The following is a 20246-nucleotide window of genomic DNA, read 5'->3' on the forward strand; positions in this document are numbered from 1 at the left end:
GCCAGCCTCTCTTCCACCGTCCCGGCGCGTCGCCACCGGCCGCTGTGCCGACCCGGTCCGCCGAGCCCGAACTTGACGGTGCCCCCGTTCTCAATCGTCGCCGCCCTGGTGGCCGAGCTGGCTGCCTGGGATGATGCGGCCGGCGCGGCACTGTTCGTCGTACCAGCCCTTGTGGTGCTCGATCGCCCAGTTCTCGTCGACCACGCCGCGGCCCATGGCGTCGAAGGCGCCCTCCATGCCCACCGTGCCGATGTAGATGTGGCCGAAGATCGCCGCGGTCAGCAGCATCGCCAGCAGGGCGTGGATGACGTGGACGATCTGCATGCCGCCGACGCCGGTGTAGTAGAAGGGCGTCATCAGCAGGTAGCCGGTCAGCGCCATCGACGCGCCGCCGAGGATCACCAGCCAGAACAGCCCCTTCTGGCCGGCGTTGAAGCGCGCCGCCTCGGGGTGGGCGGAGCCGCGCGTCAGCAGGCCGCCGGCTTGGCGCAGCCAGACGAGGTCGGCGCGGGTCGGGATGTTGTCGCGGATCCACAAGGCCAGCATCATCACGAGGCCGAGCACGAAGGGCACGCTGGACACCGTGTGCAGGAACTTCGCCCCGTCCGCCAGCGGCGCGAAGACGCCGTGGCCGATCACCGGGATCAGCACGAAGCGGCCGAAGGTCAGCACCAGCCCCGACAGCATCAGGGTCAGGAACCCCAGCGCGGTGGTCCAATGGGCGAAGCGGTCGAGGCTGTTGAAGCGGGGCACCCAGCGGTTGGCGCGGCCGCGGTGCAGCTCGATCGTGCCGCGCCAGAAATAGAAGACGGTCAGCGCCGCCAGCGCGCCGAGCAGCACCACCCCGCCGATCCACTGCAGCCAGTCCATGCGGAAGGCGCGCCACTCCCGCCCCTCCGGCTGGATCAGGGTGGCGAGCTTGCGGTCCGGTATGCTGACCCGCCCGACGACCTGGTCCTCGTGGGGGATGTAGAGCGGCACGTCCTCCGGCCCGCGGATGGCGGGGGAGGGGGTCTGCTGCTCCAGCCCCGGCGCCACCGCCGTGTTGGGATCGCCGCCGGCGCCGACCGCCCCCGGCCCGGTCTGGGCGGCGGCGGCCAGGGGAAGGGCGAGGATCAGCACCGCCGCCAGGCGGGCGAGCGCGACCGTCATGACGTCCTCTCCGGTTGGTCGATGGCGATGCCGCCGGGCGCGTAGGTGCCGTCCTGGTCGGCGGCGTAGGCGACCGACCAGCCCCAGGCGCCGGACCCGTAGCCGCGCCGCGCCGAGCGTTCCTTGTAGATGTCGGCCAGCACCGGCTGGTCGCCGGCCATCAGCGACCGGGTCGAGCACATCTCGGCGCACAGCGGCAGCTTGCCTTCGGCCATGCGGTTGGCGCCGTACTTCTCGTACTCGATCTCGCTGTTGTCGGGCTCCGGGCCGCCGGCGCAGAAGGTGCACTTGTCCATCTTGCCGCGGCTGCCGAACAGGGTCGCCCGCGGGTACTGCGGGGCGCCGAACGGGCAGGCGTAGAAGCAGTAGCCGCAGCCGATGCACAGGTCCTTGGAGTGCAGCACCACCCCGTCCGCGGTGCGGTAGAAGCAGTCGACCGGGCACACCGCGGCGCAGGGCGCGTCGGTGCAGTGCATGCAGGCCATGGAGATCGAGCGCTCGCCCGGCTGCCCGTCCTGCAGGGTGACGACCCGGCGGCGGTTCATGCCCCAGGGCACCTCGTGCTCGTTCTTGCAGGCGGTGACGCAGGCGTTGCATTCGATGCAGCGCTCGCTGTCGCAGAGAAACACCATTCGAGCCATGCGCTCGCCTCCTCAAGCCTTCTCGATGCGGCACAGGGTGACCTTGGTCTCCTGCATGGCGGTGACGGGGTCGTAACCGTAGGTCGTGACCCCGTTGGCCGGTTCGCCCAACACGATCGGGTCGGTGCCCGGCGGGTAGTTGGCGCGCAGATCCTCGCCCTGCCAGAAACCGCTGAAGTGGAAGGGCAGGAAGACCACGCCGGGGCCGACCCGCTCGGTCACCAGGGCCTTGATCTTGGCCCGCCCCTCCTCGGGGCTGACCACCCAGACGTACTCGCCCTCGCGGATGCCCAGGCGTTCGGCGTCGCCGGCGTTGATCTCCACGAACATCGACTGCTGCAGCTCGGCCAGCCAGCGGTTGGAGCGCGTCTCCTCGCCGCCGCCCTCGTACTCGACGATGCGGCCCGAGGTGTAGATGAACGGGAACTTCGCCGGCACGTCGGCGTCGAGCGCCGCCTTCTGGACGGCCCGGTTGAGCAGCGGCAGGCGGAAGTCCCGCCGGTCCTCGTAGTTGAGGAACTCGCCGACCAGGGTGGGCCGCGGGCTGTACACCGGCTCGCGGTGGACGGGGACCGGATCGGGCAGGTTCCAGGCGACGGCGCGCGCCTTGGCGTTGCCGTAGGGCAGGCAGCCGTGCTTGATCGCCACGCGGATGATGCCCATGGACAGGTCGGTCGCCCAGGAGACGTCGTCCTCCTTGTCGCCGCCGATCAGCTTGATGACGCGGCGTTCCTCCGCCGTCAGTTCTGTGTCCCAGCCGAGCTTGCGCAGCACCGCCATGGTGAATTCGGGATAGCCGTCCTCGATCTCCGAGCCCTTGGAGAAGCTGCCCTCGGCCAGCAGGGTCTCGCCGTCCCGCTCGATGCCGAAGCGGGCGCGGAAGGTGCCGCCGCCCTCCATGACGTGCTTGGAGGTGTCGTAGAGCACGGGGCTGCCGGGGTGGCGCCATTCCGGATAGCCCCAGCACGGCCAGGGCAGCCCGTAGTACTCGCCCTTGAGCGGCCCCTCCGTCGCCTGCATGGTGATGCGGTCGAAGGTGTGCTGGTACTTCATGTGGAGCTTCAGACGCTCCGGCGACTGGCCGGTGTAGCCGGTGGACAGGCAGCCGCGGTTGATCTCGCGCGTGATGTCCTCGGCCAGCGGCGCGGTGCCCTCGACCTTGATGTGCTTGAACAGCGTGTCGGCGAAGCCGAGGCGGCGCGCCAGCAGGTACATGATCTCGTAGTCGTTCTTCGACTCGAAGATCGGGTCGACCACCTTCTGGCCCCACTGCACCGAGCGGTTCGAGGCGACGCGGCTGCCGTCGCACTCGAACTGGGTGCAGGCCGGCAGGATGTAGGTGCCGTTGCGCCGCTGGCGGACGGACGCGAAGCTGGTGGGGTGGGGGTCGGCGACCACCAGCAGGTCGAGCTTCTCCAGCCCCTTCAGCATGTCGGGCATGCGGGTGACGGTGTTCCCGCCATGGCCCATCACCACCATGCCGCGGATCGGGTTGGGCTGGTCGAGCTCGCCCGGCTCGGCCACCGCGGCATCGAACCAGCGGGTGGTGGGGATGCCCTTGGCCTCCATCAGCTCCTTCGAGCCGAAGCGCGCGAGCATGTGCTCGTACGGCACGTCCCAGACCCGCGCCCAATGCCGCCACGCGCCCTCCGCCAGGCCGTAGTAGGAGGGCAGGGAGGACACGTCGAGCCCCATGTCGGTGGCGCCCTGGACGTTGGTGTGGCCGCGGTAGATGTTGGCGCCGCCGCCCGGCACGCCGATGTTGCCGAGCGCCAGCTGCAGGATCGAGAAGGCGCGGACGTTGGCGGTGCCGACCGTCTTCTGCGTCGCCCCCATGCACCAGATCAAGGTGCCGGGCCGGTTCTCGGCCATCGCCTTGGCGACGCGGTAGAGCTGCTCGCCGGGCGCGCCGGAGACCTTCTCCACCACGTCCGGCGTCCATTTGGCGACCTCGGCGCGGATCTGGTCCATGCCGTAGACGCGCGCGGCGATGTACTCCTTGTCCTCCCAGCCGTTCTGGAAGATGTGCCAGAGGATGCCCCAGACCACGGGGATGTCGGTGCCGGGGCGGATGCGCACGTACTCGGTGGCGTGGGCGGCGGTGCGGGTGAAGCGGGGATCGATGACGATCCACGGCGCCCGGTTGCGCTCCTTGGCGCGCAGCATGTGCTGCAGCGACACCGGGTGCGCCTCCGCCGGGTTGCCGCCGATGATGACCAGGCACTTGGAGTGCTGGATGTCGTTGTAGCTGTTGGTCATCGCGCCGTAGCCCCAGGTGTTGGCCACGCCCGCGACGGTGGTCGAATGGCAGATGCGCGCCTGGTGGTCGACGTTGTTGGTCCCCCAGAAGGCGGCGAACTTGCGGAACAGGTAGGCGCCCTCGTTGGAGAACTTGGCCGAGCCCAGCCAGAACACGCTGTCCGGTCCGTAGGCGTCGCGGATCTGCAGAAGCTTGGCGCCGATCTCCTCGATCGCCTGATCCCACGAGACGCGGGTCCATTCGCCGTCGACCAGCTTCAGCGGGTATTTCACCCGCCGCTCGCCCTTCACCAGCTCGCGCACCGACGCGCCCTTGGCGCAGTGGGTGCCCTGGCTGATCGGGCTGTCCCAGCCCGGCTCCTGCTGCACCCAGACGCCGTTCTGCACCTCGGCGACCACGGTGCAGCCGACCGAGCAGTGGGTGCAGACGTTCTTGCGCAGGACGCGCTCGGCCCCCTCGACCAGCGCCCCGGCCTCGGCCTTGCGCACCATGCCGCCGGGCAGGGCGCCGAGCGCCGCCAGCCCGCCGGCGGCGACGCCGGAGCTCTTGAGGAAGGCGCGCCGGCCGACGCCGCCGGCGCCGCCGGGCCGCAGGGCGTCGGACAGGGTCTGGCGGGCGGGCGCGGCGCGGCGTTTGGTCAGCATCGGCGGTCCGTCCTTCAGAGGCGGTTCAGGAAATAGAAGCGCTCGACGTGCGCGTTCAGCCGGTAGCGGGACTCCACCTGCTCCTCCGGCGGCTCGTAGGCCTCGCCCGGCTGCGGCGCGGCGGCCAGCGCCGCGGCGGCGCCGGCGCCGGCCAGCCCGACGCCCTTGAGGACGTCGCGGCGCCCGGGCCGGCGGCCGCGGCCGGTCGCGTCCGTGCCCGTCCTGTCGTTGCTGCTCATGGTCGGTCTCCTCAGCGTCAGGCGGCGAGGGCGAAGGCGTCGGCCTCGATCTCCAGGAAGCGGCGGCCCAGGGTGCCCACCGGCCGGTAGAAGACGGCGGACTCGGCCCGTTCCAGGTCGGCGAAGAAACGCCCGGCCCAGGGGGCGAGGTGGGCGTCGTGGAAGCGCCTCTGCTCCTCCAGGCCGGCCGGGGGCCCGAAGCCGCCGTCGATCAGGCCGGCCATGGTCTCGGCCAGCGCGGCGACGTGGTCCTCGGGTTCCGGCACGCCCGGGGCACGGGCCACGCCCAGGCGCTCCAGGTCGGCGCGCACCAGGATCAGCGGCCGGTCCTGCAGGAAGCCGGTGCGGTAGTAGGAGGCGTAGGGCACCAGCTCGCCCCGCTCGACGCCGATGAACAGCCGGTTGAACTCCCGCTCGGCCGCGGCCGCCGCGGTCGCCGCGGCGGCCCGCGCCAGCCCCCCCACAGCCGCGCCGAAGGGCGTCGCGTCGCCGTCCAGCGCGGCGAGGCGGCGCAGCAGATCGTCCGACGGCGGCCGCGCCAGCACCGTCGCCAGCAGCCGGTAGGCCTGCGCCCGGTGGCGGTCCGCCTCGTCGACCGCGATCGTCGTGTCCTCCACCCGCACCGCTCCTCCGCCTGGCGTCCACGCTTCCCCTTCGACAACAAACGCCGCCGGGGAAGGTTGCCGCGGGAAACGAAGGGGCGTGCCGCGTGTTGAGGAAGCGACGTCCATGCCATCCGTCCCCGCCGCCTGCCCGGGAGTCCGTCCGTGCGTTGCACCCTGCCGATCGCCGTCACCGTCCTGCTGCTGCACGCCGCGGCCGCCGGCCTGCCCGCCCATGCCCAGCCGGCACCGCCGTCCCAGGGCCCGGACTGGCCGGCGGGCGTCCGGAGCTGGCATTCCGGCGAGGACGCCCCGAAGGGCGGCGATCCGGACGAGGCCGAACGGCGCGGCCTGACGTCGCCCGAGGTCAAGGACAGCCAGATGCCGGAGCCCACCCAGCAGGGCACCCGGCCGCCGGAGCCGTCCGACACGGAGCAGGCCAAGGTCGAGCTCTACGGGGCGCTGAACGAGGTCCGCCGGGCGCCGCCGGGGCTGGACGGGCGGCCGACCCCGCGTCCCAACCCCTTCGCCAGCGAGCCGGCCCTCGAGATGGAGCCCTCCGCCGCCGGCAACCCGGACGTCCTGTTTCCCGAGAATTACGTCGAATGAGCGCGCCGGCCGTGGCGCGCGTGGCGGCGCCGGTCCTGCCGCCGCCCTTCGAGCCCGTCGGCTGCGAGCCCGGGGAGGACGCGTTCCGCCGCGCCCTGGCGGAGGCCGGCGCGGGCGCCGGCGCCGGCCGCCTCGTCTGGGGCGCCGGGCCGGACCGGCTGGACGTCGCGGTGGTGCTGGAGCCCGACACGGACCTGCGGGGCGCGGTCCGCGCCGCGCTGGCGGCGCAGGTCGCCATGGCCGAGGCGCTGGCGGCGCTCGGGCCGCCGCACAAGCCGGTGTCGGTGCGCTGGCCGGACGGGCTGGCGGTGGACGGCGCGGCGGTCGGGCGCGTGCGCGCGGGCTGGCCGCCGCGCGCCGGCGCCGACGCGGCGCCGGACCGGCTGCCGGACTGGCTGCCGGACTGGCTGGTGGTCGGGGTCACGCTCCGGCTGCGCCACGACGGCGGCGAGCCGGGGCTGGAGCCGGAGCGGACCGCGCTCGCCGAGGAAGGGTTCGGCGACCTGGCGGCGGCCGACCTGGTCGAGGCCTTCGCCCGCCACCTGCTGCACGGCCTGCACCGCTGGGAGGAGGAGGGGTTCGCGCCCCTCGCCCGCCACTGGCTGGCGCGGCGGGACGGCGACGGCGCCCTCGATCCGGCGACGGGCGACCGCCTTGCCGGGACGGAGCGGCACGGGCTGCTCGCCGCGCTGGCGGCGCGCGCCGGGGGGACGGCGTGATGGTGGAGCGGATGGCCGTGGGCGTGGTGGTCGAGCGGCGCCCGGCGCACAGCCCGTGGCAGGACCATGTGTGGGCGACCGCCGGCGTGCTGGCGGGCCGCCCGGACCTGGCGCCCTGGTCGGTGCTGTCGGAGGAAGGCGGCGTCACCCGCTTCTTCGCCGGAACCGTCGCGCTGGTCGCCCACGCCGCCGACGCCGCCCTCTACAAGCACAACCTGGAGGGGCCGCGTCCGGCGGTGTACGTCGTTCTGCGTCCGGGCGGCGGGCCGCACGGCCTGCGCCTGCTGCTGGCCACCGTCGACCCGGCCGAGGCGCACGCCCACGCCGACGTCGGCGACGACCTGCTCGACGCGGTGGCGATGCCCGGGCCGGTGCGCGCCTGGCTCGCCGCCTTCGTCGCCCGCCACCACGTCGAGCGCAAGCCGTGGCGACGCGCCCGCGACCGCGCCGACCCGGAGGCGCTGGCGCCCCGGCCGCCCGGCGGCGGCCCGACGGGATGGGAGGACGGACCATGACCGACGACCCCGAGAGCGGCGACGGCGACGGCTTCCTCGCCCGCTGGTCGCGCCGCAAGCGCGCCGCCCGCGAGGACCGCGAGGCGGCGGCGCCGGCCGACACGTCCGGTGCCGCGGACGAGGAGGCGGTCGACCCGGCGACCCTGCCGGCGCTGGACACCCTGGGCGCCGACAGCGACTACACCGTCTTCCTGAAGAAGGGCGTGCCCAAGGCCCTGCGCCTCGCCGCCCTGCGCAAGGCCTGGGCGAGCGACCCGGCGATCACCGGCTACCGCACGCTGGCCGACTACGATTGGGACTGCAACGCGCCGGGCTACGGCGCGCTGCGCCCGACCGACGACGCCCGCAAGGTCGCCGAGGCGCTGTTCCGCCACCTGCGCGAGGACGGGCCGGCGGCCGACGGGGACACGGCGCAGGAACCGGCCGCCGGCGATCCGCCGCAGCAACCGGCCGCCGACGATGCGCCACCGCCAGGCGAGGAGGGCCCGGCCGCCGGTGTGTAGAGGACGACCGCCGGCACCGGACACGAGGGCGTGCGGGGCGACCGCATCGACCGGCCATTTGGGTTGATGTCGGGCTATCGGGCCCCTTATCCTGTGTTCCGGATGCTGGACGCGGAGGAGTCGGTCGTATGCCTGGTGCGATGAACCTCGCCTTTCTGATCGGGGCCGGTCTCATCGCCGTCAGCGCCTTCGTCCGGCGGCCGCTGCGGACCGGGGCGGCGCTGCTGCTGCTGCTCGTCCTCGGTGCCGGCCTGTTCGCCAGGGACGGGACGGCGGCTTCGGCCGGAAGCCTCCTGTACGAGCGGCCCGCGGACGAGGCCGGCAGCACCCGCATTGCCGCCCTCGCCACGCCCCGGGCCGCCCTTCTCCGCTGGGCGGTTCCGCGCGGCGCCGCGTGGCCGGCCGCCGCCGAGGTGAAGCAACAGCGGGGCCGCAGCGACGCCGGGGCACCGCCGCATCCGGCCGCCGCACCGGCGGTCGGTGCCGCCGCGGCGCGCTGGGACCGCGGCTCGCCGCCGGCACCGGCCGGCGAACACGGCCGGGCCGGGGCGGTCCGGACGCCGTTCGGCGCGCGGGCGCCGCCGCCGGCGCCGGTCTGACGCCGCTCCCGTCCGGTTCCATCGGGAATCGGAGCACGGCTCGCGCACGCGGGTCGCCGTGGTCCCGGCGTCGCCACCACCGGACGTCCGCCGTGCGCGGTCCCGCCCCCGCCCCGGCGCCAAGCCGACAGGCGCGGTGCGCGGGGGCTGCGTGTTCCCGATCCGTTGCATCCCCGGGTGACCTCGATGACGCTGCCTTCCATTCTCCTGGCCCTCGCCGGCCTTCTCACGGTCGTCGGCCTGGTCCAGCCGGTGGCGGTGCGGGCGAAGCTGCCGAACAACGTGGTGCTGGCGATGGTCGGCGTCGCCATCGCGCTCCTGTCCTCGTTCCTGCTCTACACCACGCTCACCGACGCGTTCAATTCCGTGGCGGAGATGATCCTCCACCTGCCGCTGAACTCGGCGGTGTTCATCTACATCTTCCTGCCGGTCCTGCTGTTCCAGGCCGCCTTCACCCTGGACGTCAACCGGATGATCGAGGATGCGGCGCCGATCCTGCTGCTGGCGGTCGTCGCGGTGGTCATCGCCACCGTCGCCGTCGGGCTGGCGCTGGCTCCGGTCTCGGGCATGCCGGTGGTGGTCTGCCTGATGCTGGGCGCCATCGTCGCGACCACGGACCCGAGCGCCGTGGTCGCCATCTTCCGCGACGTCGGCGCCCCCGGCCGGCTGTCCCGGCTGGTCGAGGGCGAGAGCCTGCTCAACGACGCCGCGGCCATCGCCATCTTCGGCATCCTCCTGAACCTGCTGGTGTCGGGCGCGGAGCCGGACATCGGCGGGGCCGTCCGGTTCTTCGTCTACGCCTTCGTCGGCGGCGCCGTGGTCGGCAGCGTCGCCGCCAAGCTGGTCCTGGCGGCGATGCCGCTGATGCGCGAGCTGCGCACGGCGCAGATGACGCTGACGATGGCGCTGCCCTACGTCGCCTACATCCTCAGCGACCGCTATCTCGGCGTGTCCGGCGTGGTGGCGGCGGTGACCGCCGGGCTGGTGATGAGCGCGTTGGGACGCCGCCGCATCGCGCCCGACACCTGGACCTTCCTGCAGGAGATGTGGGAGCAGATCGCCTTCTGGGCCGGCTCGCTGGTGTTCGTGCTGGCGGCGATCCTGGTGCCGCGGCTGATGGTGAACCTGACGCTGTTCGACCTCGGCCTGCTCCTCGTGCTGGTGGCGGCGACCCTCGCCGCGCGCGCGGCGGTGCTGTTCGGCCTGCTGCCGCTCCTCACCATGGTCGGCCTGGCGCAGGCGGTCAGCGCCCCCTACAAGGCCGTCATCCTGTGGGGCGGGCTGCGCGGCGCCGTCACCCTGGCGCTCGCCCTGTCGGTGACGGAGAACCTCGTCCTGCCGGCGGAGACCAAGGCCTTCGTCGCCGTCCTCGCGACCGGCTACGTGCTGTTCACCCTGTTCGTCAACGGGCTGACGCTGCGGCCGCTGATCCGGCTCCTCGGCCTCGACCGGCTGTCGCCGGTGGACGTCGCCCTGCGCCGCCAGGTCCTGGCGCTGTCCCTGGGCAACGTCCTGGACGCCGTCAAGGAGACCGCGCGGGAGTACGAGATCGCCCCGGCGGTGCTGCGCGCCGCGACCAGGGCCTACGAGGCGCGCATCGCCGACCCGACGGCGGCGGGGGAGGAGGAGCCGGCCATCGCCGACCGCGACCGCATCACCATCGGCCTGGTGGCGTTGACCAACCGCGAGACCGAGCTGATCCTCGACCACCAGCGCCAACGCACGGTGTCGCCGCACATCGTCGAGCGCCTGCTGGTGAAGGTCGGGCGCATCGCCGAAGGCGCGCGGCAGGGCGGCCGGGTCGAGTACAACCGGTGCGCCCGCGCCCTGTTCGGCTTCCCGCCGTCCTTCCGCCTGGCGCATCGGCTGCACCGCCATCTGCGCGTCGACCGCCCGCTGATGAGCGAGCTGGCCGACCGCTTCGAGATGCTGCTGGTGTCGGCGCTGGTGCTGCGCCAGCTCGAGGAGTTCACCGACCGCAAGCTCGCCCCGCTGCTCGGGCGACGCATCGCCGACCTGCTGAAGGAGATCGTCGGCGGGCGGATCGAGGCCACGCGCAAGGCGCTCGACGCCCTGCGCCTCCAGTACCCGGACTACGCCGAGGCGCTCGAGCGACGATTCCTGCAGCAGACGGCGGTGCGGCGGGAGCACATGGAATACCGCGCGCTCTTCGAGGAGCACCTCATCGGGCAGGAGCTGTACAACAACCTGGCGCACGAGCTGCACGCCGCCCAGGAGGCGCTGGCCGAGCGCCCGCGGCTCGACCTCGGGCTCGACACCCGCGACCTCATGGGCCGGTTCGAGATGTTCTCCGGCCTCGACGAGGACAGCCTGAAGAAGATCAGCCGGCTGTTCGCCGCCCGCTTCGCGGTGCCCGGCGAGCGGATCATCCGGCGCGGCGATCCCGGCGACAGCGTCTACTTCATCTCGTCCGGCGCGGTGGAGGTGGCGCTGCCGGGGCACAAGGTGCGGCTCGGCCGCGGCGACTTCTTCGGGGAGATGGCCCTGCTCAGCGGGCGCCGGCGCAGCGCCGACGTCGTCGCGCTCAGCTATTGCCAGCTCCTGGTGCTGCGGGCCGACGAGTTCCGCCGCTTCCTGCGGATCAACCCGGACCTGCGGGGACGCTTCGAGACGACCGTGCGGGCCCGCCGCCAGATGAACGAGGCCTCGACGGACGAAGAGGCGGCACCGGCCGCCTTGCCGCCGCCGCGGGCCGGCGGCGACAGGGGGGCGGCATGAAGCGTCTGCTCGTGGCGTCGGACCTCTCCGCGCGCAGCGACCGGGCCGTCGCCCAGGCCCTGTTCCTGGCCCGGCGCTTCGACGCGCCGGTGACCGTCCTGCACGTGGTCGACGACGAGCTGCCCTCCGCCATCTTCACGGCCGCGCGGAAGACGGCGCTGGCGTACCTGCGGGCGGCGGCGGGGCCGCAGCCCCACGGCGGGTCCGCGCGTGTCGAGGTGCGGGCGGTCGGCGGCCTGGACTTCCAGGCCATCGTCGCCGCGGCCGACGCCGAGGACGCCGCGCTGGTCGTCCTCGGCGCGCACCGGCGCAACCTTCTGAAGGACGTCCTCACCGGCACGACCGTCGAGCGCGTCGTCCGCAACACGACGCGGCCGGTCCTGGTGGTCAAGCGCCGGGAGCCGGGCGAGTACCCGTGCACGGTGGCCGCCGTCGACCTCGTCGAGGAGGCGGCCGAGGTGGTGAGGCTCGCCCGCCGCATGGCCGCGGGCCGGACCCTGTACCTTCTGCACGTCCTCGGCGACGCGGCCGCCCTGCCGGGGCGCCTGTCCGGCGGCGCCGGCGAGGGAAAGGCACGGCACCGGGCGGCGATGGAGGAGCGGTGCCGGGACTGCCTGCGGACGATCGCCGGCCGGGCCGGTCTGCGCGACGGCGACTACCTGCCGATGGTCGAATGGAGTGCGGCCGCCCCCCGGCTGCACGACGTGCTCCGTGCCCTGCCCGCCGAGCTGTGCGTCGTCGGCACGCGGACCCACGCCAAGGGGGCCGTCGAGCGCCTCGTCCTGGGCAGCGTCGCCGAGGAGGTCCTGCGCGACGCCGAGTGCGACGTCGTCGCCCTTCCCCTGTCCGGCCATACCCCGCTGCCCGGCTCCGAGCCGCTGACGGCGCTCGGATGAACCGCCGGCCGGGGGGCGCCGCGGTGTGTGCGTTGCAACATGCAGGCATGCCCATTCCGCGCATCTCGGTGCCGTCGTCTCGGCCATAATGATCCGGCCGAACCGGTCCCCATCGTGGAAATGGTGGACCGGGTCAGGAGCGTTCCTGAAAGGACGAGGCGTTCTGGTGATCCACAAGATCCTGGATAAGTTCGACCGGCATGTTGCTCGCAAGCGCCGGAACGGTGAGCTTGGCGAGTGGATCGACAGCGGTGCGGCCAGACGATACTGCAAGCAGGTGACGTCCGGCCACAGGCACGACTACCCGGCGCCGCTTCTTTACCTGGAAAGGCACGCCGAGAAGCGGTGACGTGGCGGGCGGAACGGACGGGCCGCGCCGGCTGCGGCCCGTCCGTTCCGTCGTTCCGCTGTTCGCCGGCGGACGCCTGCGGCGGCATGCCGCCGCCGCTGGTGGCGCGGACGCGCGGAGCAGGCCTCCTCCAGGGGAGGTGCGGCGTGTGCCCGCCGCGGTCCGGTGCAGGGCAGATATGTTTGGCATTCGTTCGCTTGATATTCCTGTTTTGTACCAGCTGTTAACGCTTTGTTAAGGAATTTCCGGCTAAGTGGAGCCCATCAACGCCATACGAGCGTCTGCACCTGAAGCCGCCCCGGAGAGATCCGCGGGCGGCTTCGCCGTTTCTGGAGCCCGCTCATGCCGCAAAGCCTCTTCGCCGCCGCGCCCGGTGCCGGCGTCCCGCCGTCGTTCCGCAACCGAGGGTGAACGCGATGCTGGGACCCGTCATCGCGCTGATCCGCGCCAAGCTGGCGACCGACGCGCCCCTTCCCGCCGCGGACGTCGCCTTCGCCTGGGAACCGTTCGAGCCGCCGTCGCCACCGCGGCCGTGGGCCCTGGTCCGCGTCGTCGGCGGCCGCGACACGCTGCGCACGCTCGCCCCCGCCGGCGCGGCGCGCGGCGAGCAGGCCGGCGTCGTCGCGGTCGCCGTGTACACGCCCAAGGGCAGCGGCCAGCAGCTCGGCGCCGAGATCGCCGACGGCTTCGCGGCCGTCCTGCGGCGCCTGAACGAACGCCGTCCGGACGGCACCCAGCTCGTCACCGAGGACGCCCGGATCGCCCACGAGGACGACGAGGTGGCGGAGCCGGCCGAGGCCTACGACGCGATCCCCGTGTCCGTCCCCTTCGCCTTCCACTATGGCCGGTGACGGTCTGCCCTGGCTCGTCGTCGGGTGCGCCGCCGCCGTGCGCGACGACCTCGCCGCCTGGGGCGGCCGGCCGGCCCGCGTGCTGGCGGTCAACCGCATGATGGCCGACTTTCCCGGCGCGATCTGGGGCGGCGCCACCCTGCACCCCGAGTTCGCACCCGCCTACCGGGCGGGGCGGGCCGGCGACTGGCCGCTGGTCGCGCCGGAGCCGGCAGCCGGCGTCAGCGACGTCCACCCCAAGCTCGACATGTGGAACGGCTCCTCGTCCCTCTACGCGGTCCGGGTGGCGCTGGCGCGCGGCGCGCGGCGCGTCGTGCTCGCCGGCGCCCCTCTGGACGCGGGGCCGCACCACGACGGCGCCCCGTCGCTGCGCCGGCACCTGAGGCAGTACCGCCTGGGGTGGGAGCGGGCGCTCCCCGACCTCGCCGGCCGCGTCCGGTCGCTGTCCGGCTGGACCATGGGTCTGCTGGGCCGGCCGGACGACCGCTGGCTGGCGCGCTGATCCGCAGCCTTCCACCCATCCCCCCGAACACCCGCATACGCCCTCCCGTCCGGGAGCGGCGTCCCCCTGGCCGCGTCCCTGCGGCCGTCATCACCATCACGAAGGAGAGAATGCCATGGCGGTTACCACGGCGGCCGGCACGTCCATCAGCATCGGCACCGCGGCGGGCAGCCCGAGCGGCGACACCTACACCCTGATCGGCGAGGTGACGTCCATCGGCGAGTTCGGCAAGGAGTTCCAGGAAATCACCCACCAGCCCCTGGACACCCGCGAGACGCAGAAGTTCAAGGGCAGCTTCAACGCCGGCACCATCACCCTGAGCCTCGGCGGCGACCTGCAGGACGCCGGCCAGGAGGCGCTGGCGCAGGCGCTGGACTCCGACGAGCTCTACAACTTCCGGGTCGAGTACCCGGACAAGGCGACCCCGTCGGGGCACGGCTCCTACCGCGTCTTCCAGGCCCGCGTGATGTCCTACAAGGAGGGCGTCTCCGGCACCAACGACATCGTCAAGGCCACCGCGACCCTGAGCATCCAGGGCGCCATCACCCGCGTCGCCGCCACCTGAGCGGGGCGCCCGCACGGGCGCGGGACGGCGGCGCCCCGGCGCGCCGCCGTCCCTTTCCCCGTTCCCCGCTCCGTTCCCCCGTCCCGAGCCCACGACCGAAAGGCCCCGACATGTCCAGGCTGACCCGCGGCGAAGTCGCCCTCACCCTCGCCGGCGCCGAGCACACCCTGAAGCCGTCGCTGAACTGCTACCAGCGCCTGGCCACGCAGTACGACAACTACGGCGTCCTGCTGGGCAAGATCGCCGCCGGCAACATCCCCGCCATCATCTTCGTGCTGCGCCACGGCCTCGGCTTCACCGACCAGCAGGCGAAGAAGCTGCCGCAGCTGGTCATGGACACCGGCCTGGCCGGCCTCGCCGATCCGCTCAGCGACTTCGTCTTCCGCCTGTTCAACGCCGGTAAGTCGGTGGACGAGGTGATGGCCGACAAGGCCGGTCCGGCCGACCTGGCGGATGCCGGCGGGGAGGCCGGCGGGGAGGACGGCGCCGACCCTTTGCTGGCCGGCTGACCCACGCCGAGAACGCCGAGCGGCTCTACGGCTACGCCACGGGCTGGCTCGGCTGGTCGGACGGGGCGGCCCTGCGGGCCAGCATCTTCCGCCTGGCCGTCGCGATCGACGCCAAGGTGGATTTCCTGCAGCGGACGAACCCCTGGGGCGCCGCGGACGACGCGGCCGGCCGGCCGGCCGGCGCGCCGCCGATGAGGGACGGGACGCTGGACCGGGAGGCGGTGCAGGCCCGCCTGGAACGGGCGTTCGACGTCCTCGGCTGAAGCGCGGCCCGCCCGCCCGGCGCGCGGCGACGCGCCCGTCCGACCCCAAGCACCCACGCAACGGGCGCCCGGCTTGCCGCCGCGGCGCCTTCCTTCTTTGGAGAGGCGGCCCCATGGCGCAGATCGCACAGACCTCCGTCACCGAACTCGCCGCCGGGGCCGTCAAGGCCTCGGCCGCCGTCGCGACCTACGAGACGGCGGTCGGCCGCGCCGCCGTCGCCTCCGGCCGGCTCACCGCGGCCAGCCGGGATGCCTCCGGCGCGATCCAGACGGTCGCCGCGGCGCAGCGGATCGCGCTCAGGCAGACCGAGCTGGCCGAGCGCGCCCTCGCCCGCTACGCGGAGCGCCAGGAGGCCGTCCGGCGCGCGTCGCCGGCCGTGGACCCGGCCGCCACGGCGGCGTACGAGCGCGCGCAGGCGAGCGCCCTGGTGGCGGCACCGGCGCAGGAGCGGGCGCAGGCCGCGGCGGCGCCCGCCCCGTCCACCGGATCGAACACGAACGAGACCGAAATCGAGGAGCTCAGGAAGAAGATCAAGGAGAAGGCCGCAGAGCTCGCCAAGGACTTCACGGACAAGATCCTCGACCAGGGCGAGCCGATTCTCAAATGGTGGCACGAGACCCTGCGGAAGATGGCCCTCGATCTCGTCAGGACCAAGTTCATCCTGCCGATCACGCAGGAGATCGTCGAATTCGTTCCCGAATTGTTCGGCATCGAGCTGCCCGCGGGCGCGCAAGGCACCAAGGCGGGCGGCGGGACGCAGGCACAAGGCGCCAGCCTCTTCTCCGAGGGGGGCGTCGGCGGCGTCAACACCTCTCTCCTCAACGGAACGTGGCTGGACCGACAGCTCGGCGGCGTGTTCACGGATCTCAACCGCTGGCTGGACACCCCGGTCATTTTCTCCGCGCCGGCGACGGCGCCGGTGGCGACGGCAACAAATGGGATGCTCGCCGGTGGGGAGGGCTCCCGCATCGTGGCGGGAGCGCCCGGTACCGGAATCACTCCCGGCAGGATCCTCGGTGCTGCCGGGTACGGGTTCAATGCTTATTCCAACTTCCAGAGCGGCAACGTCGTCGGCGGCCTCGGCAACACGGCCGCCGCCATCATGTCGTTCATCCCCGGCCTCCAACCGTTCGCGCCGATCGCCGCCATCGCCGGCAGCATCCTCGGGGGCATCTTCGGCGGCGATCCCGGCCCGCCCACCCTAGAGGCGGCGACAAGGTACAACTCCCGCGGGCTGATCGCCGCGGACAGCGGTGCGGACAACGAGGCCGATCCGGAGCAGGCCGCCCAAATGCAGCAAACCATGGTCGCGGCCATGGAGACTGTACTACAGGCGTCCGGTGGACGGTTCACCGAAGAAACGTACAGCCGGATCAATGCCCGCAAGGGAAAGTTCACGTACAAAATCGACGACGAGTGGGCTACTGAAAAGTACGGCTCATTCGATGAGGCGCAAATCGCCCTATATCGCGATCTCGTGGAGCGCGGATCTGTCAATGTCGCCAACGAGGATGTCGAGACGGCCCTTGAGAACACAGACGCAACAACTCTTGACGACTTCGTTTCAGACCTAAACTTGGCGCAGACCTTCCGCCAGACCTTCGACGCGATGAAGGACGGCTACGCCGTGTCGGAGCAGATCGCCGACATGATGGCGGCGGCGAAGACCGCGGGCGAGCAGGCGAAGGAGCAACTCGTGGAGTGGCGGGACACCGCCGTCCGCCTCGGGCTGGAATCCGAGGAGACCCTGAACTCGGTGCTCGAACAGCAGGTCGAGGCCATGCTTGGCCTCGGCGACGCGGGAGACGGGTTGCGCGGCCTGGAGCGGGTGACGACGCAGGCGAGGATCAACTTCGAGGCGTTCGTCCCGGTGCTGACGGAGCTCGGCGTCGCGACGTCCAAGCAGTCCGAGCTGCTGTCGCGGGTGACGCAGCAGGCCATCGACGACTACAACGCGGCGAACGACAACGTGATCCGGCAGGGCGACATCCGGGTGGCGCAGGCCGTCGACCCGAACTTCAAGATCGGGGCCACGGACACGCTGCTCGACCTCGGCCTGGACGCGTCGGGCTTCCCGGCGCTCGTCGCGGCGTTGGACGGGTTCCTCGCGAAGGCCGACGCCGGAACGGCGACGGTGCAGGACCTGTACGCGGCGCAGGGCGAGCTCAACCAGCGCCAGCGCAACGAGCGGATCTCCGCGGAACAGTACGGCGCCGTGCTCGGCATGCTCATCGAGCGCTACCGGGACGGGGCCGCGGCGGCACAGGCGATGCACGACGCCGAGGTGGAGGCCGGACAAGCGATCGTCCGGAGCATCGACCAGACGTGGCAATCGCTCCTGCAGTCGGCGCGGCAGACCGCCCAGCAGACGGCGGACGCCTGGGACGCGGCGGGCGAGACGCTCGGTGCGTACCGTCGCAACCTGCTGCTGTCCGACCACACGACGCTGTCGCCGCAGGAGATGTTCCTGGAGGCGCAGCGGCAGTACCGGAGCACGCTCGCCGCGGCGCAGGGCGGCGACCTCGACGCGGCGGGCCGGCTGCAAGCGACGATCGACGCCTATCTCCAGGCCAACCGCTCGCTCTACGCCAGCGCCAACCCGGCGGTGATGGAGGAGGTGCAGCAGGGGCTGGCCTCGGTGGAATCGGTCGCGGCGCAGCAGTCCAGGGCGGCGCGGGACACCGTGTCGCGCCTGGACCGGCTGATCGGCGTCACCGACGACGGCATGGCGGCGATCGAGGCGGCGCTCACGGCGACGCTGGCCGAGGGCGATTTCCGGGACTACGGCACGAACCAGGCCCTGAACCGGCTGATCGCGCAGGCCAACCCGACCTTCGTCGGGGATTTCGGGGCCGGCGCCTTCGATGCGTTCTCGCAGCTCTGGGTGAGCCAGCACGGGATCGACCTCGGCGCGAACCGGGACCTCAACCGCGTCCTGGCGGCGGCGACGGGCTTCACCGGCGATTTCGGGACCGGGGCGTTCGACGCCTACCGCCGCAGCAACCCGCTCTACGACGCGATCGCCCGCATGATCATCGGCTACGAGGAGGGCGGCGTCGTCGGCACCGGCCTGTGGGGGCGCGACAGCGTGCTGGCCCGCTACGCCGACGGCGGGCTGATCGCGCTGGCCGGCGGCGAGCACGTGATGCCGGCCGACATGACGGCCCGCTACCTGCCGCAGCTCGAGGCGATGCGGGCCGGGCGGTACGTCGCCGCCAACGACCGCTGGCCCGGCGTGGCCGACCTGCGGCCGCCGCGCGGCGGCGCGCCGGTGGCCGACGCGGCGGCCGACGCTGCGGCCGGCGAGGTGCGCCGGCTGCGCGGCGACGTCGGCCGGCTCACCCAGACCGTCGACCGCATGGCCCGCATGCTGGGCGACCAGGGGGCCGAGCAGATCGAGGTGCAGCGCGACATCGCCGACGCCGGCCGCCGGATGGCCGCGGCCGGCCAGCGGAAGGTGGTGTGATGGCCGACGAACTCGTCTTCCTGGTGGAGCTGGACGCCGTCCACGCGGCGTCCGGCCACCGCCACCGCTTCTATTTCAGCACGCCGCCGGGCTACCAGTGCCGGCGCACCGACGCGTTGGCCGACCTGCCCTACGTCCCGCTGGTCGAGCAGGCGGCGGACGTGTCGCTCACCATCGCCAGCTATGGCGGCGTGGCGGGAGCGTCCCAGGCCGAGGTCGGCGAGACCATCCTCTCCAACCGCCTGGACTGGCAGCGGCGCATGCCGATCCGCGGCCGCGACCTGGACACCGGCGGCTGGGTGGTCCTGCCGGCGGCGGCGCGCCCGCTCAACGCGCTGTGGACCGACTACGCGCTGGCCGGCCGGCGGCTCGCCGTTTTCGTCGGGCCGCGGACGGGGCGGCGGGACGTCGATTTCGTGCCGGTCGTGGTCGCCGGCCAGGAGATGCCGCGGCTGACCCGGACCGGGATCGTCCTCACCCCGCGCGACCGCACCGTGGACTTCGACACCGCGCTGCAGGCCGAGACCTACGGCGGGACCGGCGGCCTCGACGGCACCGCCGACATGAAGGGACGGACGAAGGAGCGGTGCTTCGGGCACGTGCTGTCGCTGCAGCCGAGCTATCTCGGCATCGTCGGGGGGCTCCACACCTTCAGCGTCAACGGCGGGCATCCGATCGAGGGCATCGTCGCCGTGCGCGACGGCTACGTCGACCTCGTCGAGGCGACGGGCACGCCGGCGGCCGGCCAGTGGGCACAGGACAAGGCGACCGGCATCCTCCGGCTGGGCGGCGGGGCCGGCCAGAACCCGACGGCCTATCCCCTGACCTGCGAGGTGAAGGGGGACAAGACCGGCGGCGTCTGGCGGCAAACCATCGCCGACCTGGTGCGCTTCTGGGCGACCGCCAGCGGCATCCTCGACGAGCCCGCGGGCGTCGACGCGGCGGCGTTCGCCGCGTTCGCCGCGGCCGCTCCCTACGCCATCGGCCTGTGGCTGCCGGCCGGCGACACCACGACCCTGCGCGACGTATTCGACCGGGCGGTGCAGTCGGCCCGCGGGTTCTGGCTGGTGGACGAGGCGGAGCGGCTGACCGTCGGGCAGGTGCTGCCGGCGGCCGGGACGCCGGTGCGGCGCCTGCGCCGCGGCATCGACCATGTCGGGCTCAAGCCGCTCGACCGGGCGGGGCGCGACGTGCCGGCGCGGGCCGTCCTGCTCCGCACCGGCCGGAACTACGCCCCCCGCGACGCGGCGACGCTGGACCGCGCCATCACCGACGACGCCCGCTCCATCGCCACCACGGAATGGCGCGAGAGCCGGACCCCCGACGACCCCGGCGCGGTGGCGGCCTACGGCGCCAACATCGCCCGGCTGATCGAGCGCGACACCCTGCTGCGCCACGCCGCCGATGGCGACGCCGAGGCGGCGGCGCTGCTCGACGACGCCCGGGTGCCGCGGCAGCTCTACGAGCTGCCCTGCACGCGGCTGTTCGCCGACATCCGCCGCCTCGACGTGGTCGTCGTGGAGGACGACCTGCCCGGCTTCGAGGCCGGCCGGCCGCTGCGCGTGATCGGCGTGCGCGTCAACCAGCGGGCCAACCTGTCCACCTTCATCCTGCGGGAGTAG

At 73.0% G+C, this 20246-nt stretch carries 20 protein-coding genes; 15 read left to right on the top strand and 5 right to left on the bottom strand.

Annotated features, from left to right (window positions below; translation table 11 throughout):
* Positions 1-90: 90 nt before the first annotated feature.
* The 5 genes from ACSBPG_RS09540 to ACSBPG_RS09560 are packed head-to-tail and all read right to left on the bottom strand — an operon-like array spanning position 91 to position 5553.
* Complete coding sequence (locus ACSBPG_RS09540) at positions 91-1152, bottom strand: formate dehydrogenase subunit gamma (RefSeq protein WP_435536916.1); 1062 nt, start codon at positions 1150-1152, stop codon at positions 91-93.
* Complete coding sequence (gene fdh3B / locus ACSBPG_RS09545; RefSeq protein ID WP_435536917.1) at positions 1149-1793, bottom strand: formate dehydrogenase FDH3 subunit beta; 645 nt, start codon at positions 1791-1793, stop codon at positions 1149-1151. The genes ACSBPG_RS09540 and fdh3B overlap by 4 nt, the downstream gene beginning before the upstream one ends.
* Before the next feature lie 12 nt (positions 1794-1805).
* Complete coding sequence (locus ACSBPG_RS09550) at positions 1806-4697, bottom strand: formate dehydrogenase subunit alpha (RefSeq protein ID WP_435536918.1); 2892 nt, start codon at positions 4695-4697, stop codon at positions 1806-1808.
* A 14-nt stretch (positions 4698-4711) separates the two neighbouring features.
* Positions 4712-4936: a twin-arginine translocation signal domain-containing protein gene (locus ACSBPG_RS09555; protein WP_435536919.1), complete on the bottom strand. Its 225-nt coding sequence runs from the start codon at positions 4934-4936 to the stop codon at positions 4712-4714.
* A 17-nt stretch (positions 4937-4953) separates the two neighbouring features.
* Complete coding sequence (locus tag ACSBPG_RS09560) at positions 4954-5553, bottom strand: TorD/DmsD family molecular chaperone (RefSeq protein ID WP_435536920.1); 600 nt, start codon at positions 5551-5553, stop codon at positions 4954-4956.
* A gap of 150 nt (positions 5554-5703) precedes the next feature.
* Here ACSBPG_RS09560 and ACSBPG_RS09565 point away from each other — a divergent pair, with 150 nt between their 5' ends.
* The 15 genes from ACSBPG_RS09565 (at position 5704) to ACSBPG_RS09635 (ending at position 20246) form a co-directional block, all read left to right on the top strand.
* Complete coding sequence (locus ACSBPG_RS09565) at positions 5704-6147, top strand: hypothetical protein (RefSeq protein ID WP_435536921.1); 444 nt, start codon at positions 5704-5706, stop codon at positions 6145-6147.
* Entirely contained in the window at positions 6144-6866 is a 723-nt protein-coding gene (locus tag ACSBPG_RS09570; RefSeq protein ID WP_435536922.1) for a biotin/lipoate--protein ligase family protein, read from the top strand. Before ACSBPG_RS09565 ends, ACSBPG_RS09570 begins: the two co-directional genes overlap by 4 nt.
* Positions 6866-7381, top strand: coding sequence for a DUF3305 domain-containing protein (locus ACSBPG_RS09575; protein ID WP_435536923.1), 516 nt, complete (start codon positions 6866-6868; stop codon positions 7379-7381). Before ACSBPG_RS09570 ends, ACSBPG_RS09575 begins: the two co-directional genes overlap by 1 nt.
* The gene (locus tag ACSBPG_RS09580) at positions 7378-7884 is read left to right on the top strand and encodes a DUF3306 domain-containing protein (protein ID WP_435536924.1); all 507 of its coding nucleotides are present in this window, start codon (positions 7378-7380) and stop codon (positions 7882-7884) included. The genes ACSBPG_RS09575 and ACSBPG_RS09580 overlap by 4 nt, the downstream gene beginning before the upstream one ends.
* 128 nt (positions 7885-8012) lie before the next feature.
* Complete coding sequence (locus ACSBPG_RS09585) at positions 8013-8483, top strand: hypothetical protein (RefSeq protein WP_435536925.1); 471 nt, start codon at positions 8013-8015, stop codon at positions 8481-8483.
* A 186-nt stretch (positions 8484-8669) separates the two neighbouring features.
* On the top strand, positions 8670-11222 hold the full coding sequence (locus ACSBPG_RS09590) for a cation:proton antiporter (protein WP_435536926.1): 2553 nt from the start codon (positions 8670-8672) through the stop codon (positions 11220-11222).
* Positions 11219-12118, top strand: a complete 900-nt coding sequence (locus ACSBPG_RS09595; protein ID WP_435536927.1) for a universal stress protein — start codon at positions 11219-11221, stop codon at positions 12116-12118. Before ACSBPG_RS09590 ends, ACSBPG_RS09595 begins: the two co-directional genes overlap by 4 nt.
* 166 nt (positions 12119-12284) lie before the next feature.
* A complete protein-coding gene (locus ACSBPG_RS09600; RefSeq protein WP_435536928.1) occupies positions 12285-12467 on the top strand; it encodes a hypothetical protein in 183 nt (60 codons plus the stop codon).
* A 416-nt stretch (positions 12468-12883) separates the two neighbouring features.
* Positions 12884-13318: a hypothetical protein gene (locus ACSBPG_RS09605; protein ID WP_435536929.1), complete on the top strand. Its 435-nt coding sequence runs from the start codon at positions 12884-12886 to the stop codon at positions 13316-13318.
* Positions 13308-13820 (top strand): hypothetical protein, encoded by a 513-nt coding sequence (locus ACSBPG_RS09610; RefSeq protein ID WP_435536930.1) that lies wholly within the window; start codon positions 13308-13310, stop codon positions 13818-13820. The genes ACSBPG_RS09605 and ACSBPG_RS09610 overlap by 11 nt, the downstream gene beginning before the upstream one ends.
* 115 nt (positions 13821-13935) lie before the next feature.
* Entirely contained in the window at positions 13936-14385 is a 450-nt protein-coding gene (locus tag ACSBPG_RS09615; RefSeq protein WP_435536931.1) for a phage tail tube protein, read from the top strand.
* A 110-nt stretch (positions 14386-14495) separates the two neighbouring features.
* The gene (locus tag ACSBPG_RS09620) at positions 14496-14894 is read left to right on the top strand and encodes a hypothetical protein (protein WP_435536932.1); all 399 of its coding nucleotides are present in this window, start codon (positions 14496-14498) and stop codon (positions 14892-14894) included.
* A gap of 116 nt (positions 14895-15010) precedes the next feature.
* Positions 15011-15157: a hypothetical protein gene (locus ACSBPG_RS09625; RefSeq protein ID WP_435536933.1), complete on the top strand. Its 147-nt coding sequence runs from the start codon at positions 15011-15013 to the stop codon at positions 15155-15157.
* A gap of 377 nt (positions 15158-15534) precedes the next feature.
* The gene (locus ACSBPG_RS09630) at positions 15535-18624 is read left to right on the top strand and encodes a hypothetical protein (RefSeq protein ID WP_435536934.1); all 3090 of its coding nucleotides are present in this window, start codon (positions 15535-15537) and stop codon (positions 18622-18624) included.
* Positions 18624-20246 (top strand): hypothetical protein, encoded by a 1623-nt coding sequence (locus tag ACSBPG_RS09635; RefSeq protein WP_435536935.1) that lies wholly within the window; start codon positions 18624-18626, stop codon positions 20244-20246. Before ACSBPG_RS09630 ends, ACSBPG_RS09635 begins: the two co-directional genes overlap by 1 nt.

This window comes from Azospirillum sp. ST 5-10 (assembly GCF_051225715.1).
GTDB lineage: Bacteria > Pseudomonadota > Alphaproteobacteria > Azospirillales > Azospirillaceae > Azospirillum.

Coding starts and splice junctions, on each gene's coding strand:
- ACSBPG_RS09540 (WP_435536916.1), bottom strand. CDS start 1,152: ATGACGGTCGCGCTCGCCCGCCTGGCGGCGGTGCTGATCCTCGCCCTT.
- fdh3B (WP_435536917.1), bottom strand. CDS start 1,793: ATGGCTCGAATGGTGTTTCTCTGCGACAGCGAGCGCTGCATCGAATGC.
- ACSBPG_RS09550 (WP_435536918.1), bottom strand. CDS start 4,697: ATGCTGACCAAACGCCGCGCCGCGCCCGCCCGCCAGACCCTGTCCGAC.
- ACSBPG_RS09555 (WP_435536919.1), bottom strand. CDS start 4,936: ATGAGCAGCAACGACAGGACGGGCACGGACGCGACCGGCCGCGGCCGC.
- ACSBPG_RS09570 (WP_435536922.1), top strand. CDS start 6,144: ATGAGCGCGCCGGCCGTGGCGCGCGTGGCGGCGCCGGTCCTGCCGCCG.
- ACSBPG_RS09575 (WP_435536923.1), top strand. CDS start 6,866: ATGGTGGAGCGGATGGCCGTGGGCGTGGTGGTCGAGCGGCGCCCGGCG.
- ACSBPG_RS09580 (WP_435536924.1), top strand. CDS start 7,378: ATGACCGACGACCCCGAGAGCGGCGACGGCGACGGCTTCCTCGCCCGC.
- ACSBPG_RS09585 (WP_435536925.1), top strand. CDS start 8,013: ATGCCTGGTGCGATGAACCTCGCCTTTCTGATCGGGGCCGGTCTCATC.
- ACSBPG_RS09590 (WP_435536926.1), top strand. CDS start 8,670: ATGACGCTGCCTTCCATTCTCCTGGCCCTCGCCGGCCTTCTCACGGTC.
- ACSBPG_RS09595 (WP_435536927.1), top strand. CDS start 11,219: ATGAAGCGTCTGCTCGTGGCGTCGGACCTCTCCGCGCGCAGCGACCGG.
- ACSBPG_RS09605 (WP_435536929.1), top strand. CDS start 12,884: ATGCTGGGACCCGTCATCGCGCTGATCCGCGCCAAGCTGGCGACCGAC.
- ACSBPG_RS09610 (WP_435536930.1), top strand. CDS start 13,308: ATGGCCGGTGACGGTCTGCCCTGGCTCGTCGTCGGGTGCGCCGCCGCC.
- ACSBPG_RS09615 (WP_435536931.1), top strand. CDS start 13,936: ATGGCGGTTACCACGGCGGCCGGCACGTCCATCAGCATCGGCACCGCG.
- ACSBPG_RS09620 (WP_435536932.1), top strand. CDS start 14,496: ATGTCCAGGCTGACCCGCGGCGAAGTCGCCCTCACCCTCGCCGGCGCC.
- ACSBPG_RS09635 (WP_435536935.1), top strand. CDS start 18,624: ATGGCCGACGAACTCGTCTTCCTGGTGGAGCTGGACGCCGTCCACGCG.